General features: G+C 69.8%; 15 protein-coding genes. 9 read left to right on the top strand and 6 right to left on the bottom strand.

All coding sequences use genetic code 11. The features are described 5' to 3' along the window. Positions 1-15: 15 nt before the first annotated feature. A complete protein-coding gene (locus DJ017_RS07150; RefSeq protein ID WP_111528068.1) occupies positions 16-246 on the bottom strand; it encodes a hypothetical protein in 231 nt (76 codons plus the stop codon). A 261-nt stretch (positions 247-507) separates the two neighbouring features. On the opposite strand from DJ017_RS07150, the gene DJ017_RS07145 reads away from it, so the two are divergent. From DJ017_RS07145 to DJ017_RS07135, 3 genes are all read left to right on the top strand, one after another. After that, positions 508-1,380 (top strand): UTP--glucose-1-phosphate uridylyltransferase, encoded by an 873-nt coding sequence (locus DJ017_RS07145; protein ID WP_111528067.1) that lies wholly within the window; start codon positions 508-510, stop codon positions 1,378-1,380. 93 nt (positions 1,381-1,473) lie between these two features. Then, positions 1,474-2,688, top strand: a complete 1,215-nt coding sequence (locus tag DJ017_RS07140) for an NAD-dependent epimerase/dehydratase family protein (RefSeq protein ID WP_111528066.1) — start codon at positions 1,474-1,476, stop codon at positions 2,686-2,688. A gap of 12 nt (positions 2,689-2,700) precedes the next feature. After that, positions 2,701-3,561: an SDR family oxidoreductase gene (locus DJ017_RS07135; protein ID WP_111528065.1), complete on the top strand. Its 861-nt coding sequence runs from the start codon at positions 2,701-2,703 to the stop codon at positions 3,559-3,561. On the opposite strand, the gene DJ017_RS07130 is transcribed toward DJ017_RS07135, so the two are convergent. Then, entirely contained in the window at positions 3,558-4,301 is a 744-nt protein-coding gene (locus DJ017_RS07130) for an alpha/beta fold hydrolase (protein ID WP_111528064.1), read from the bottom strand. The two genes, DJ017_RS07135 and DJ017_RS07130, sit on opposite strands and share 4 nt — an antisense overlap. 76 nt (positions 4,302-4,377) lie before the next feature. Between DJ017_RS07130 and DJ017_RS07125 the strand changes: the two genes are divergently transcribed. The 5 genes from DJ017_RS07125 to DJ017_RS07105 all read left to right on the top strand — a co-directional run bounded on the left by DJ017_RS07125 (position 4,378) and on the right by DJ017_RS07105 (position 9,444). Then, positions 4,378-5,541, top strand: a complete 1,164-nt coding sequence (locus DJ017_RS07125; protein WP_227000054.1) for a glycosyltransferase family 4 protein — start codon at positions 4,378-4,380, stop codon at positions 5,539-5,541. Next, a complete protein-coding gene (locus DJ017_RS07120) occupies positions 5,541-6,530 on the top strand; it encodes a glycosyltransferase family 9 protein (protein WP_111528063.1) in 990 nt (329 codons plus the stop codon). Before DJ017_RS07125 ends, DJ017_RS07120 begins: the two co-directional genes overlap by 1 nt. A gap of 134 nt (positions 6,531-6,664) precedes the next feature. Further along, a complete protein-coding gene (gene infC, locus DJ017_RS07115) occupies positions 6,665-7,186 on the top strand; it encodes a translation initiation factor IF-3 (protein ID WP_111528062.1) in 522 nt (173 codons plus the stop codon). A gap of 137 nt (positions 7,187-7,323) precedes the next feature. Then, positions 7,324-8,154, top strand: coding sequence for a subclass B3 metallo-beta-lactamase (gene bla / locus DJ017_RS07110; RefSeq protein ID WP_165830548.1), 831 nt, complete (start codon positions 7,324-7,326; stop codon positions 8,152-8,154). A gap of 54 nt (positions 8,155-8,208) precedes the next feature. Continuing rightward, positions 8,209-9,444, top strand: coding sequence for an MFS transporter (locus DJ017_RS07105; protein WP_111528060.1), 1,236 nt, complete (start codon positions 8,209-8,211; stop codon positions 9,442-9,444). On the opposite strand, the gene DJ017_RS07100 is transcribed toward DJ017_RS07105, so the two are convergent. The 4 genes from DJ017_RS07100 to rpiB all read right to left on the bottom strand — a co-directional run bounded on the left by DJ017_RS07100 (position 9,441) and on the right by rpiB (position 13,485). Further along, a complete protein-coding gene (locus tag DJ017_RS07100) occupies positions 9,441-10,385 on the bottom strand; it encodes an alpha/beta hydrolase (RefSeq protein ID WP_111528059.1) in 945 nt (314 codons plus the stop codon). The two genes, DJ017_RS07105 and DJ017_RS07100, sit on opposite strands and share 4 nt — an antisense overlap. 69 nt (positions 10,386-10,454) lie before the next feature. Continuing rightward, the gene (locus tag DJ017_RS07095) at positions 10,455-11,894 is read right to left on the bottom strand and encodes an aldehyde dehydrogenase family protein (protein WP_111528058.1); all 1,440 of its coding nucleotides are present in this window, start codon (positions 11,892-11,894) and stop codon (positions 10,455-10,457) included. A 119-nt stretch (positions 11,895-12,013) separates the two neighbouring features. After that, positions 12,014-12,943, bottom strand: a complete 930-nt coding sequence (locus DJ017_RS07090; protein WP_111528057.1) for an SMP-30/gluconolactonase/LRE family protein — start codon at positions 12,941-12,943, stop codon at positions 12,014-12,016. Between the two features lie 92 nt (positions 12,944-13,035). Then, entirely contained in the window at positions 13,036-13,485 is a 450-nt protein-coding gene (gene rpiB, locus DJ017_RS07085; RefSeq protein WP_111528056.1) for a ribose 5-phosphate isomerase B, read from the bottom strand. Between the two features lie 267 nt (positions 13,486-13,752). Here rpiB and DJ017_RS07080 point away from each other — a divergent pair, with 267 nt between their 5' ends. Further along, positions 13,753-14,487 (top strand): SDR family oxidoreductase, encoded by a 735-nt coding sequence (locus DJ017_RS07080; protein WP_111528055.1) that lies wholly within the window; start codon positions 13,753-13,755, stop codon positions 14,485-14,487. The last annotated feature ends 4 nt before the right edge of the window (positions 14,488-14,491 follow it).

The raw sequence follows: 14,491 nt of genomic DNA, 5'->3' as shown, positions 1-14,491 counted from the left end.
AAAGATCGTGAGATCTTACTTCGTGGTGTTGGTCGTGGTGGTGTTGGTGGTCGTCTCGGTCGTGTTCGACGCGGTGTTCGAAGCCATCGCGTTGGTGTCGGCCGGAGCGGTCGTGGTGGTGGTGTTGGTGTCAGTCGCGGTCGCGTTGGTGTCCGCGGTGTTGGTCTCGGCCTTCTTTTGGCAGGCGGCGACGCCCAGAGCCAGGGCGGCGGCGACGGCGACGGAAGTGGCGATACGCAGTTTCATGGAATTGCTCCCCTGGAGGACTATCCCCCGACGCGCGAGTCATACACGGCTTTGTGAGTTCTCGAAATCGTGATCGTCGTTCGGAAGCGATTTTTTGTGAGACGAGCTGTGGATTTCCCGCCGGCCGTCCGTTAGGGCCGCCTCACGGCCGGTCCGGCGCGCGAGATTTCGCTGGGCCGGGATCGATGGGGCGGTGACGGCGTTTGTGTGCCGCCGAACGCTGAAGCTACGGCGTTTTGAAGTTCGGGTCGGAGGGGAAGTATGACCAAGCGTGTGCGTAAGGCGGTCCTGCCGGTGGCGGGGCTGGGCACCCGTGTGCTGCCGGGCGCGAAGACCACGCCCAAGAACCTGCTGAACGTCGTCGACCGGCCGATCCTGTCCTACATCGTCGAGGAGGCGCGGGCCGCCGGCATCGAGCACTTCGTGTTCATCGTCGGCCGCGGCCAGGGCGCCATCGAGGACTATTTCGACTCCATTCCCGAGATCGAGAACGCCCTGGAGGCCAAGGGCAAGGTCGAGATCCTGGCCGACGTGCGCCGCGACCTGCCCAAGCACGCCGGCGAGATGAGCTTCATCCGCCAGATGGCGCCGCTGGGCCTCGGCCACGCCGTCTGGTGCGCCCGCGACGTGATCGGCGACGAGCCCTTCGCCGTCATGCTGCCCGACATGCTGATGGCCGCCGAGCCGGGCGCCCTGGCCCAGGCGGTCGCCGCCTACGAGCAGGTCGGCGGCAACATCGTCGTGGTCGAGCCGGCGCCGGAAGGCGAGGCCCACAAGTATGGCATCGTCGCCCTGGAGGGGCAGGACGGGCGGTTGAACCGCATGACCGGCATGGTCGAGAAGCCGGCCCCGGGCACGGAGCCCTCCAACCTCTTCATTTCCGGCCGCTACATCCTGCAGCCCGACATCTTCCACATCCTGGAGACCCAGGAGCGTGGGGCGGGCGGGGAGATCCAGCTCACCGACGGCATGGCCAAGCTGATGCAGAGCCAGGCCTTCCACGCCCTGGAATACGAGGGGACCACCTACGACTGCGGCGACAAGATCGGCCTGCTGCGCGCCAACGTCGCCTTCGCCCTGCGCCGCCCCGATCTCGCCGACGCGGCCCGCAAGGCGATCGAGGAGCTGCTCTAAGCCTGCGTCAGCCTGTCGCAGGTTCTGCTTGGCGAGCGGGGCCTTCGTGCGTTAGCCCTTTGTAGGTCGGGGGCGACACGTCACGGAGCAGCGATGCGCGTACTCATCCTCGGCGGCGACGGCTTCTGCGGTTGGCCCACGGCGCTACACCTGTCGGCGCGCGGCCATGAGGTCGAGATCATCGACAACCAGTCCCGTCGGCGGATCGACGAGGAGCTGGGCGCCGGATCGCTGACGCCGATCGTTCCCCTGGCCGAGCGGATCGCCGCCTGGGAAGAGGTCTCCGGCCGCACCATCCGCGCCCACGACCTGACCGTCGGCAAGGACTACGAGGGCCTCCTGGCGGTGCTCAACGCCTTCCGCCCCGAGGCGGTGGTCCATTTCGCCGAGCAGCGGGCCGCGCCCTATTCGATGAAGTCGGCGGCCCACAAGCGCTACACCGTCGACAACAACCTCAACGCCACCAACGACATCCTGGCCGCCATCGTCGACTCCGGCCTCGACGTCCACCTCGCCCATCTCGGCACCATGGGCGTCTATGGCTACGGCACCAGCGGCATGGCCATTCCCGAGGGCTATCTGACGGTGAAGGTTCAGACCACCGAGGGCTGGGCCGAGCGGGAGATCCTCTATCCGGCCAATCCCGGCTCGATCTACCACCTGACCAAGACCCAGGACGCCCTGCTCTTCCAGTTCTACGCCAAGAACGACGGGGTGCGGATCACCGACCTGCACCAGGGCATCGTCTGGGGCACCCAGACCATCGAGACCCGCCTCGACCCGCGACTGGTCAACCGCTTCGACTACGACGGCGACTACGGCACGGTGCTGAACCGGTTCCTCATGCAGGCGGCGGTGGGCTATCCGCTGACGGTGCACGGGCCGGGCGGCCAGACCCGGGCCTTCATCAACATCCAGGACACGGTGCGCTGCGTGGAGCTGGCGCTGGCCCACCCGCCGGCCCGCGGCGAGCGGGTGAAGGTGATGAACCAGATGACCGAGTGCTGGCGCGTCCGCGAGCTCGCCGAGATGGTCGCACGGCTGACCGGGGCCAAGGTCGCCCACCTGCCCAACCCGCGCGCCGAGGCCGACGAGAACGAGCTGATGGTGGAGAACCGCCGTCTTTTGTCCTACGGCCTCGATCCGATCACCCTCGAGGAGGGTCTCCTGATGGAGGTGGCCGAGATCGCCCGCGCCTACGCCCACCGCGCCGACCACGCCAAGATCCCCTGCGTCTCGGCCTGGAACGCCGAGCGGGCGGCGGCGACCTCCGGCGCCGGCCCCGGCGCCGCTGTGGCGGCGGAGTAGCGCGATCCGGCCTTGAAGCTCTTCGTTTTCGGATACGGCTTTTCGGGCCAGGCGCTGGGACGACGCCTCAAGGCCGAGGGCTGGGAGGTGATGGCCAGCGCGCGGCGCGCCGACGACGCCGCCCGCCTGGTCGCCGCCGGCGTGCGGCCGGTGGTGATCGCCGACGCCGAGGCCTTGGCCGGCGCCCTGGCCGAGACCCAGGCGCTGCTGATCACCGCGCCGCCCGGTCCCGACGGCTGTCCCGGCCTCTCCCGCCTTGTCCCGGCCCTGGCCCGCGCCCGCGCCTTCCCCGACTGGACGGGCTATCTCTCCACGACCGGGGTCTATGGCGACCGGCGGGGGCGCTGGGTGTTCGAGACGAGCCGCCTCGCCGCCCAGTCGCCGGAGGGCGCGCGCCGGGTGGCGGCCGAGCGCGACTGGCTGGAGGTCGGCCGCGGCATGGGCCTGACGGTCGGCGTCTTCCGCCTGCCCGGCATCTACGGCCCCGGCCGCTCGGCGCTGGACCGGCTGCGCGCCGGCCAGGCCCGCCGCATCGTCGCGCCGGGCCAGGTGTTCTCGCGCATCCACGTGGACGACCTGGCGGCCGGGCTCGCCGCCTCGATCGCGCGGCCCCGGGCCGGCGGGATCTACAATCTCTGCGACGACGAGCCGGCCCCCAATCCCGACGTGATCGCCTACGCGGCCCGACTGCTGGGCATGGAGCCGCCGCCGGAGATCCCGTTGGCGGAGGCCGGACTTTCACAGCAGGCCATGCGCTTCTACGCCGAGAGCAAGCGCGTCTCGAACGCCCGCGCCAAGGCCGAGCTCGGCTGGCGCCCGGCCTATCCCAGCTACCGCGAGGGGCTGACTTCGATCCTGGCGGCTGGCGGCTAGGCCACTTCCTCGACCGCCGCGATCAGGCGGGCGATGTCCTGGGGCCGCGAGAGGCGGTGGTCGCCGTCCTTGATGAGGGTGAAGACGAGGTCCTGGCTCTTGATCGCCTGGGCCAGCTCCAGGGCGTGGCGCCAGGGCACGTCGGGATCCTCGCCGCCCTGAAGGATGCGCACCGGCGCGGCGATCGGGATCTCGGAATCGAGGATCGACCAGCGGGCGCCGTCCTCCAGCAGGTTGCGGGTGATCGGATAGGGATCGCCGTAGAGCGAAGGCCGATACCAGACCCCGTTGGCCTCGAGGTCGGCCCAGCCCTCGGCCGGGATCTCCGGCGTCATCAGCTTGGCGGTGAAGTCCGGGGCCGGCGCGACCAGCACCAGGGCCTTCACCCGCTCCGGCGCGGCCAGCGCCGTCAGGCACGAGATCCAGCCGCCCATCGACGAGCCGATCAGCACCGCCGGCCCGTCCACGAGCTCGTCCAGCACCGCCAGGGCGTCCTCGCGCCAGCGGGTGATGGTCCCCTGGGCGAAGTCGCCGCTGCTCTCGCCGTGGGCGAAATAGTCGAAGCGGACGTAGGCGTGGCCTGTGGCGAGCGCCCACTCCGCCAGGGCCTGAGCCTTGGTTCCGGCCATGTCCGACCGGAAGCCGCCGAGCCACACCACGGCCGGGCCGTTTCCGGCCACGCGGCGCCAGGCGAGGCGCTCGCCGCCCGGCCGTTCGAGGAAGCCTGAGGTCTCGCTCATGACCCGCTCTTAGCCTGCGGCGACGCGGCCGTCAGCGGCCGCTGTACGCCCGGCCGTTTCGGGGTATGCAAAGGGCGTGGCCCTGCCCCCGAACTTCACCCTCCTGCAGGTCGTGCCCGAGCTGGAAACCGGCGGGGCGGAACAGACGACCATCGACGTCGCGCGCGCGGTGATCGAGGCCGGCGGCAAGGCCCTGGTGGCCACCCGCGGCGGGCGCATGGCCGCGCGCCTGATCTCCGATGGCGGCCGCCTGGCGCAGATGCCGGTGAACAGCAAGAACCCGCTGACCATGCTGGGCAACGCCGCGCGCCTGGTGGACCTGATCCGCCGGGAGAGGGTGAGCGTGGTCCACGTCCGCTCGCGCGCCCCGGCCTTCGCCGCCCTGTGGGCCGCCAAGACCACCGACACCCCGCTCGTGACCACCTACCACGGGATCTACAAGGCAAGGTCCGGCCTCAAGCGCTGGTACAACGCGGTCATGACCCGCGGCGACGTGGTGATCGCCAACTCCGAGTACACCCGCGCCCACATCCTCGCCGAGCACGAGGTCGACCCGGCCAAGGTGGTGACCATCCCGCGCGGCGTCGATCTCGAGCGCTTCAACCCGGCCTGGGTCACCGCGGACCGCATCGCGGCCCTGCGCCAGGCCTGGAGCGCCCCGGAGGACCCGCGGCTGACGCGCTTCCTGCTGGCCGGGCGCCTGACGCGCATCAAGGGCCACCTGACCATCATCGAGGCCGCCGCCCGCCTGAAGGCGGCCGGCCGCACGGACTTCGAGGTGCTGTTCGCGGGCGACGACCAGGGCCGCACCGACTACCGCGAAGAGCTCGTCCGCGCGATCGACGCGGCTGGCCTTAACGCGCAGGTGAGGATCGTCGGGCATTGCGACGACATGCCGGCGGCCTACCTTGTTTCCGACGTGGCGATCCTGCCGACCAACGTGCCCGAAAGCTTCGGCCGCGCGGCGGTCGAGCCGCAGGCGATGGGCCGGCCGGTGATCGCCTCCAACCACGGGGGCACGGTCGAGACGGTGGTCGACGGGGTCACGGGCTGGCTGGTGGAGCCCGGCGACGCCGAGGCCTGGGCCAAGGCCATGGCGCGGGCGGCCGACCTCGGTCCCGGCAAGCGCGCCGAGATGGGCCAGACCGGCATGAACCGCGCGCGCCAGCTCTACACGAACGCCGGCATGTGCGCCGACACCCTGGCCGTCTACGAACGCGTGCTGGAGGCGCACCGCTGATGGCCCATCGCGGCGTCGAGAAGATCCTGGTCATTAAGCTCTCCGCGCTCGGCGACTTCGTCCTGGCGCTGGCGGCGATGAAGAAGATCCGCGAGGCGCACAAGAAGGCCCACATCACCCTTCTGACCACGCCGCCCTTCGAGGCCCTGGCCAAGACCTCGCCCTACTTCAACGCGATCTGGACGGACGGGCGCCCCGAGACCTTCGGCCAGTGGACCGCCCTGCGGAAGAAGCTGCGCGCCGCCGGCTTCGACCGGGTCTACGACCTGCAGACCTCGGCCCATTCGGGGCGGCTGTTCCACCTGATGCGCCCCGGCCCGCCGGACTGGTCGGGCATCGCGCTCGGCTGCTCCCTGCCGCACAAGAACCCGCTGCGCGATTCCATGCACACCCTGGAGCGCCAGGCCGACCAGCTGATGTACGCCGGCATCTGGCCGGATGCGCCCACCGAGCCGGGCACGGCGCCCGGCCCGGACCTCTCCTGGATCTGGAAGAACGAGCCGGCCGAACGGCCCGTGCCGGGGGCGGTCAAGCCCAGGCCCTATGTGATGTTCGTGCCCGGCGGCTCGGCCCACCGGCCCGAGAAGCGCTGGCCGGTGGAGAACTACGCGGAGCTGGCGCGCATCCTCTACGCCCGCGGCTACGACATCGTGATCATCGGCGGGGTGCAGGAGACGCCGCTGGCCCACGCCATCCAGCGCGTGGCGCCGCGGGCCCGCGACCTGACCGGCCGCACCGACTTCGGGCGCATCGCCATGCTGGGCGCCAGGGCGGCGCTGGCCATCGGCAACGACACCGGCCCGCTGCACCTGGCCGCCGCCGCCGGCGCGCCCACCGTGGTGCTGTTCTCCAGCGCCTCCGACCCCGCCCTGGCCGCCCCGCGCGGCCGCGTCACCATCCTGCGGTCGGACCGGCTCTCGGAGCTGCCTGTTGCAAAGGTGGCGCAGGCGGCCTCCTCCCTGCTGTCCGAGACCACCGGCGCAGCTTGATAGAGTAGTAACCGTCCGCCATATACTGGCGACGAGCGACCGGCCCGTCTTCGACGGCCGGCATTTCGCGTTGAACTACGACCCGAATTACGACCGTCGAAACAACATACGGAGCACCGCCTATTCGCCGCCCCATGCAAGCGCCACCCGTCAAAGACGGCCCGCGCATGAACGAAGACATCCGCGTTCCCCGCGTCCTCCTCATCGACCAGAACGGTGAGAAGCAGGGCGTGATGCCCACCTCCGCCGCCATCGAAGCGGCCGAAGAGGCGGGCCTCGATCTCGTGGAGATCGTCCCCAACGCGGATCCGCCCGTTTGCAAGATCCTGGACTACGGCAAGTTCAAGTTCCAGGAGCAGAAGAAGAAGAACGAGGCGCGCAAGCGGCAGAAGGTGGTGGAGATCAAGGAGATCAAGCTCCGCCCCAACATCGACATCCACGACTACGAAGTGAAGTCGCGCTCGATGCACCGCTTCTTCGAGGAAGGCGACAAGGTGAAGGTCACCCTGCGCTTCCGCGGTCGCGAGCTCGCTCACCCGGAACTTGGCATGAAGCTGCTTCAGAAGGTGAAGGCGGACTTCGAGCCGGTGGCCAAGGTGGAGTACGAGCCGCGCATGGAAGGCCGCCAGATGATCATGATCCTGGCCCCGCGCTAGGCGTCGGATCACTGGACAGAGTTCGCAGATGGCCGGGGATCTCCCCGGCCATTTTCTTTTGCTCGCCCCGCCGTCCATACTCGCCGGCAGATCGGTAAGGGGGGACTATGCGGACATTCGGAATTGCGCTCGCCGCCATGTCGGCGCTTGCGGCCACCCAGGCGCTCGCCCTGCCGCACGACAACGATCCCGTCGCGCCGTTCAAGATCGGCGAGGGGCTCTATTACGTCGGCGCCTCGGACATCACCGCCTTCCTCCTGAAGACCCGGGACGGGCTCGTCCTGATCGACGGCGGCTACCCCAGCACCGCGCCGCAGATCCTCGCCAACATCCGCACCCTGGGTTTCGGCCCCCGGCAGGTGAAGGTCCTGCTCTCCACCCACGCCCACATCGACCATGCCGGCGGCCTCGCCCAGCTGAAGCGCGAGACCGGCGCCGTCCTCTACGCCAGCAAGCTCGACGGCGCCCTGATGGCCCGCGGCGGCAAAGGCGACTTCGGCCTCGGCGACGCCGCCGCCTATCCGCCGGTGACGCCGGACCGCACCCTCGCCGACGGCCAGAAGGTCAGCCTCGGCGGCTGGACCCTGACCGCCCACATCACCCCCGGCCACACCCGCGGCTGCACGACCTGGACCTTCCCCGTGACCGTCGCCGGCCAGACGCGCCAGGCGATGGTGCTCTGCTCGAATTCGGTGCTGCCGATGTACCGGCTGGCCGGCAAGGAATCCTATCCCGGCATCGCGGCCGACTATCGGCGCAGCTACGCCACCTGGCGCAGCCTGCCGTGCGACGTCTTCCTGGCCAGCCACGGCATGTTCTTCAACCTGAAGGCCAAGCGCGCGGCGCTGGAGGCCGGCCAGGCCGACGCCTTCGTCGACCCCGCCGGCTGCAAGGCCTACTTCGAAAAGGGCGAGGCGGCCTTCGACGCTGAGCTTCGGCGGCAACAGGCGGCCGCCAAGGCGCCCTAGACCCGCGTGCGCCGGCTTGCCCCCTCGCGCGGGGCAGCTTACCAGCGTTAACTCATGTCAGACTCTGCGCCGCGAGAGGCGTCGCCGCCTCGTTGGGCGGCGCCGTCGCTGATCGCCCTGATCTTCTTGAACCAGCTCGGCTTCGGGATCATCGTCCCGCTGCTGCCCTTCTACGCCAAGTCGTTCAACGCGCCGGCCTGGATGATCGCCCTGATCTTCTCGGCCTTCTCGGTGGGCACCTTCTTCGGCGAGCCGTTCTGGGGCCGGCTGTCGGACAAGTACGGCCGCAAGCCGCTCCTGATCTCGACCATCTGCGGCAACGCCCTCTGCTATTTCGCCCTCGCCTTCGCGCCCAACGCGGGCATCGCCTTTCTCATCCGCCTGCTCGGCGGGCTCTCCAGCGGCAACGGCTCGGTGGTCCAGGGCTATCTGGCCGACGTCACGGCGCCGGAGAAGCGCACGCGGGTGATGAGCTGGATGAGCGCCTCGTGGAACGTCGGCCTGATCGTCGGTCCCTCGCTCGGCGGCTTCTTCGCCAAGCCGAGCCTCGGGCCGATCGGCTTCCAGCTGCCGCTGTTCATCGCCTCGGGCCTGTTCGCCACCTCGGCGATCTGCATCGCGCTGTTCATCAAGGAGAGCCGCGCGCGCGACCTGACCAACACCTTCCGGCCCAACCGCTGGGCGGCCTTCGGCGAGGCCTATCGGCATCCGGTGATCGGCCGGTTGTTCCTGGTCACCTTCATGGCCGGCTTCGCCTTCACCGGCGTCGAGAGCGTCTTCGGCCTGTGGACCCAGGCCAAGTTCGGCTGGGGCCCGCGCGACGTGGGCGTCGCCTTCGCCTTCGTCGGCGTCGCCTCGGCCTTGACCCAGATGACCGTCACCGCGCCGCTCTCCGAGCGCTTCGGCCAGGGCGTGATGCTGGCCGTCGGCATGGCCATCGTCATGCTCTGCATGGCGCTGCAGCCGTTCTCGGTCGGCGGGCCGATGACCATCGCCCTGATGAGCCTGTCGGCGATCGGCACCTCGGTCGCCTGGCCCAACGTCTCGGCCCTGATCTCCCAGACCGCCGACCCGCAGCGGCAGGGCCAGATCCTGGGCCTGAACAACGCCATGGGCGCGGCGGCGCGCGTCATCGGCCCGTTCTGCGCCGGGCTGTCGTTCTCGGGACTGACGATCGACGGGCCCTACATCCAGGGCGCCCTGATGTGCGCGCCGGCCATCTGGCTGGCGCTGTCGGCCGGGCGGCGGGCGGAGACCGTCCGCGCGCACACCGAACTCGAACCGACCTAGCCGATCTTGGCCTTGAGCGCCGCGGCCGTCTCCTTGGCCGCCTCGATCACCGCCGGCGAGACGTCGGCCATGATGTAGAAGTCGTGCACCAGCGCGGGGTACTCCACGTGGCGCACCTCGACCCCGGCGTCCTTCAGCCGCTCGGCGTAGGCGAAGCCCTCGTCCTTCAGGCAGTCGTGGCCGGCGGTGACCACCAGGGCCGGGGCCACGCCCCGCAGCTCGGCGGCCTTCATCGGCGACAGGCGGTGCGCCTCCGGATGGCCGGCCGCGGCCAGCAGCTTCTCGAACCAGCGCATGGCCTCGAAGGTCAGCAGCGGGCCGTCGAGGGTCTTGCGCGACGGGGTCTCCCACTCGTCGGTCAGGGCCGGATAGAGCAGGAGCTGGAAGGCCAGCTGGCGGCTCTGGTCGTCCTTCAGGTCGAGGGCCACCGAGGCGGCCAGGTTGCCGCCGGCGGAGTCGCCGCCGACCGCGATGCGCTTGGGATCGACGCCGAGGTCGACGCAGTGGTCGAAGGCGTACTTGGCGGCCGCCAGGGCGTCGTCGTGTCCCTTGGGAAACGGATGCTCGGGGGCCAGGCGATAGTGCACCGCCATCACCCGGCAATTGCCCCAGCGCGCCATGCGGCGGCAGTGGCCGTCGTGGGTGTCGAGGTCGCCGATCACCCAGCCGCCGCCATGATAATAGACCAGCAGGCCGGACGGCTTGCCCAGGCCCTGCGGCTCATAGAGGCGCACCGGGATGTCGCCATGCGGGCCGGGGATGGAGAAGTCGCGGACGTCGAGGTCCTTGGGCGCGTTCTGGTCCTGGGCCTGGCGCTGCATCACATAGCCGGCGCGGACCATGTCCGGCGGGGTCTGGTCCAGCGGCGGCAGGGTCTGGCCCTCCATCGCCTTGGCCTGGGCCTCGAGCATGGCCTGGAAATGCGGATCGATGGCGCCCATCGGATTGACCTTCCCTAATGAAAGAGGGGGCCGCTCTTCCGGCGGCCCCCTGCAGTCGTCTTGGCGGTGTTACTCGGCGGCTTCCTTCGGCGCGTAGCCGAGGATGGCCTTGGTCTCGAGGAACTCGTGGAAGGCGAAGTCGCCCCACTCGCGCCCGTTGCCGCTCATCTTGTAGCCGCCGAACGGCGCCATCATGTCGCCGCCGCCGCCGTTGATCGACACCTGGCCCGCGCGGATCTTGCGGGCGACCTCGCGGGCCTTGTTGAGGTCCGCCGCCTGCACGTAGCCGGCCAAGCCGTATTCGGTGTCGTTGCCCTCAGCGATCGCCTGGTCGAGGGTGTCGTAGCCCAGGATCGACAGCACCGGCCCGAAGATCTCCTCGCGGGCGATGGTCATGTCGTTGGTCACGTTGGCGAAGACGGTGGGCTTCACATAGTAGCCCTTGTCGAGGCCTTCCGGACGGCCCGTGCCGCCAATGACCAGGGTCGCGCCCTCGTCGATGCCCTTCTGGATCAGGCCCTGGATCTTCTTGAACTGGACCTCGGAGACCACCGGGCCGAGCTGGGCGTTGCCGTTCGGGTCGCCTACAGTGACCTGGGCGGCCGTCTCGCGGGCCACCGCGATCGCCTCGTCCATGCGCTTCTTCGGCACGAACATCCGCGAGGGGGCGTTACAGGACTGGCCGGAGTTGGTCATCATGGTGACCACGCCGCGGCTCACGCCCTTGGCGAACGCGTCGTCGTCGAGGACGATGTTCGGGCTCTTGCCGCCCAGCTCCTGGGCCACGCGCTTGACGGTCGGGGCGGCGTTCTTGGCCACCTCGATGCCGGCGCGGGTCGAGCCGGTGAAGGACACCATGTCCACGTCCGGGTGGCTGGAGAGCGGCACGCCGACGCCGATGCCGTCGCCGTGCACCAGGTTGAACACGCCGGCCGGCACGCCCGCCGCATGCATGATCTCAGCGAAGATGTGGCCCGAGAACGGCGCCACTTCCGACGGCTTCAGCACCATGGTGCAGCCCGTCGCGATGGCCGGCGCCACCTTGCAGACGATCTGGTTGAGCGGCCAGTTCCAGGGCGTGATGAAACCGCAGACGCCGATCGGCTCCTTCACGAGCATGGTCGGGCCGCGGTCTTCCTCGAACTTGAAGGTCTTGAGGACCTCGACGGCGGTGGCCAGGTGCGCCATGCCGATCGGCACCTGCGCGCGCTGGGCCAGCGAGGCCGGGGCGCCCATTTCCTCGGTGACGGCGGTGGCCAGGTCGCCGAAGCGCTTCTGGTACTCGGCCAGGATCCGGCCCAGGACCTCGATCCGCTCCTCGCGGCTGGTCTGCGACCAGGACGCGAAGGCCTTCTTGGCGGCCTTCACGGCCTTGTCGACGTCGGCCGCGTTACCGAGCGCGATCTTGCCGCAGACTTCCTCGTTGGCCGGGTTGATGACGTCGAGCGTCTTCTTCTCGGAAGGCTCGACCCATTGGCCATCGATATAAAACTTGAGGTACTCGCGCATGGACGTCCTCCTGGACCGTTCGTTCGTTGATCGTCTGTCTGGCTGGCTGGGAGCCATCGGCCCCGGCTTTCAAACGCTCATTTTAGTGATCGGCGGTAACCTGGGAAGCCCCGCCGTCGCTACAGTTGATGCACCAGGGGCTGGCCCGCAACCGGGGACCTCCCCTTGAGCACATAATCCGCCCGGATCGAGCCGACGTAGAGGTCCCTCAGGTCGGGCCCGCCCCAGGTGACGTTGGTCGGATGATTGATCACGGCTCCCGTAGGGTCATGGAAGACGGTGACCACCCTTCCGTCGGGCCGGATCGCCACCACCTTGTTGGCCGCCGGCAGGCAGACCCAGAGATTGCCTTCCGCATCCAGCCCGACGCCGTCGGTGTAGCCGAGCTCGTTGTGGTCGATCGCCTCGCCGGCCCCCTGCAGCTTGCCGAGCACGGGGCCATAGCGCTCGCCGGGCCCCAGCCGTCCGACCGGCAGGACGGCGAAACGGACGACGTCCGCGCCGCTCGTCTGGGCGCAATAGAGCCAGCGCTCGTCTGCCGAGAGCGCCATGCCGTTCGGGAACTTCAGTCCTTCGGCGACCACGTCGGACGAGCCGTCCGGCCGCAGCACGAAGATGAAGCCGTCCGGCCGCCCGTCCAGCGCCTGGGGCCAGGTCTCCGCATGGGTGGAGTTGGCGCACCAGATGTTCCCGGCCCGGTCGATCACCGGATAGTTGGACGAGGTCAGCCGCCTGCCGCCGACCCCGGCCAGCAGGGTCTCGTGCTCGCCGCTGGCCGGATCGAACCGCTGCAGCGGACCTTCCTCGCGGTCGTAGATGCCGAAGTTGGCGATCACGATCCGGCCCTGGGCGTCCATGTTGATGCCGTTGGGCGCGCCGCCCTTCGGGCCCAGGCGCTTGAAGCTGCCGTCCGCGAAGATCTCGGCGACGGCGCACTGGTGGTCGGAGGCGAAGACGCGCCCGTCCTTGCCGACCACGACGTCCTCGGGCCGGTCGATCCCCTCGGCGATCTTGACGAACGCCTCGGTCGGAATGGCTGAAAGCGGCATCGTCCCTGAACTCCTCCCCATCGTTCTTGTCTGGCGGAGGCAGCAAGCCACATTCTGCGGGCCAGAGCCAAGGGGCCGCCGCCGAGGGCGGCCTAGGCCTCCAGGGCCTTGATCATCTCCACCCGCGGCGCGTGCCGACCGCCCTCGAAGGCGGCGGCCAGGAAGGCGTCGACGATGTCGAGCGCGAGGCCCTCGCCGACCACGCGGGCGCCGATCGCGATCATGTTGGCGTCGTTATGCTGGCGGATCATCCGCGCCGAGAAGGTGTCGCCGCAGACCCCGCAGCGGACGCCCTTCACCTTGTTGGCCGCCATCATGATGCCCTGGCCCGTGCCGCACAGGATGACGCCGAACCGGCAGTCGCCGGAGGCCACCATCCGCGCCGCCGCCGCGCCGTGTTCGGGATAGGGCGTGCTCTCCGGCGTCGTCGGGCCGATGTCGACGGCCTCCCAGCCCTGGGCGGCGATGTGGACCGCGATCGTCTGCCGGAGGCCGATCGCGGTGTGGTCGCTGGTGAGGACGATGCGCCGGTTGCTCGTCATGAGAAGTCGTCCCCCGATCCGAAGGCCGCCTGGCGGCGCGGCGGAGTTGGATCAGGCGCGCCCCGCTTCGTCAATTTGGCGCGTTCCATAAGGCCGCTTGCGGCGGCGCGGGCGCCTCGCTAAAGCCGCGGGTGAAAGCTTCGGAGCCCCACCATGCTCGGCATCGCCGCCATCATCATCTTCCTCGTCGTGATCGCCGCCCTCAACAAGTACGAGTTCGGCCGCTTCGACTGAGCCTGAGACGGGCCTGAGAGGGTGACGTCCGCCATGGCTGCGCGCGGCGCGGCGCTGGTGACGGGCGGCGCGCGGCGCATCGGCCGGGCGCTGGTGGCGGCCGCCGCCGACCTGGGATTCGACGTCGCCATCCATGTCCGCAGCGTCGACGACGACGCCGAGGCCGCCGCCTCCGAGGTGCGCGCCCGCGGACGCAAGGCGCAGATCGTGGCCTGCGACCTGCGCAAGGAATCGACCACCGTCGCCCTGGTCGGCGAGGTGGAGGCCGAGCTCGGCCCCGTCACCCTGCTGGTCAACTGCGCCAGCGTCTTCGAGCGTGACGCCTTCTCCGACATGAACCGCGCCTCCTGGGACGCGCACATCGAGACCAACCTCCGCGCGCCCCTGGTGCTGGCCCAGGCCTTCGCCCGCCGGCTGCCCGCCGACCGCGAGGGCCTGATCGTCAACATCCTCGACCAGCGGGTCTGGAAGCCGACGCCGGAGTTCTTCTCCTACTCGCTGTCCAAGGCGGCCCTGTGGGAGGCCACCCGCATGCTGGCCCAGGACCTGGCGCCGCGGATCCGCGTCAACGGCATCGGGCCCGGCCCGACGCTGGCCTCGATCCACCAGACCGAGGAGGACTTCGCCGCCGAGGTCCGCTCCACCCTCCTGCAGCGCCCGTCCGATCCGGCCGAGATCGCCGCCGCGCTCAGGTACCTGGTCGACGCCCGCGCGGTGACCGGCCAGATGATCGCCGTCGATTCCGGCCAGCACCTGTCGTGGAGCTGAGCGG

The sequence above is a fragment of the Phenylobacterium soli genome (assembly GCF_003254475.1).
Taxonomy (GTDB): domain Bacteria; phylum Pseudomonadota; class Alphaproteobacteria; order Caulobacterales; family Caulobacteraceae; genus Phenylobacterium; species Phenylobacterium soli.
This window is presented reverse-complemented; position numbering and strand designations above follow the sequence as displayed.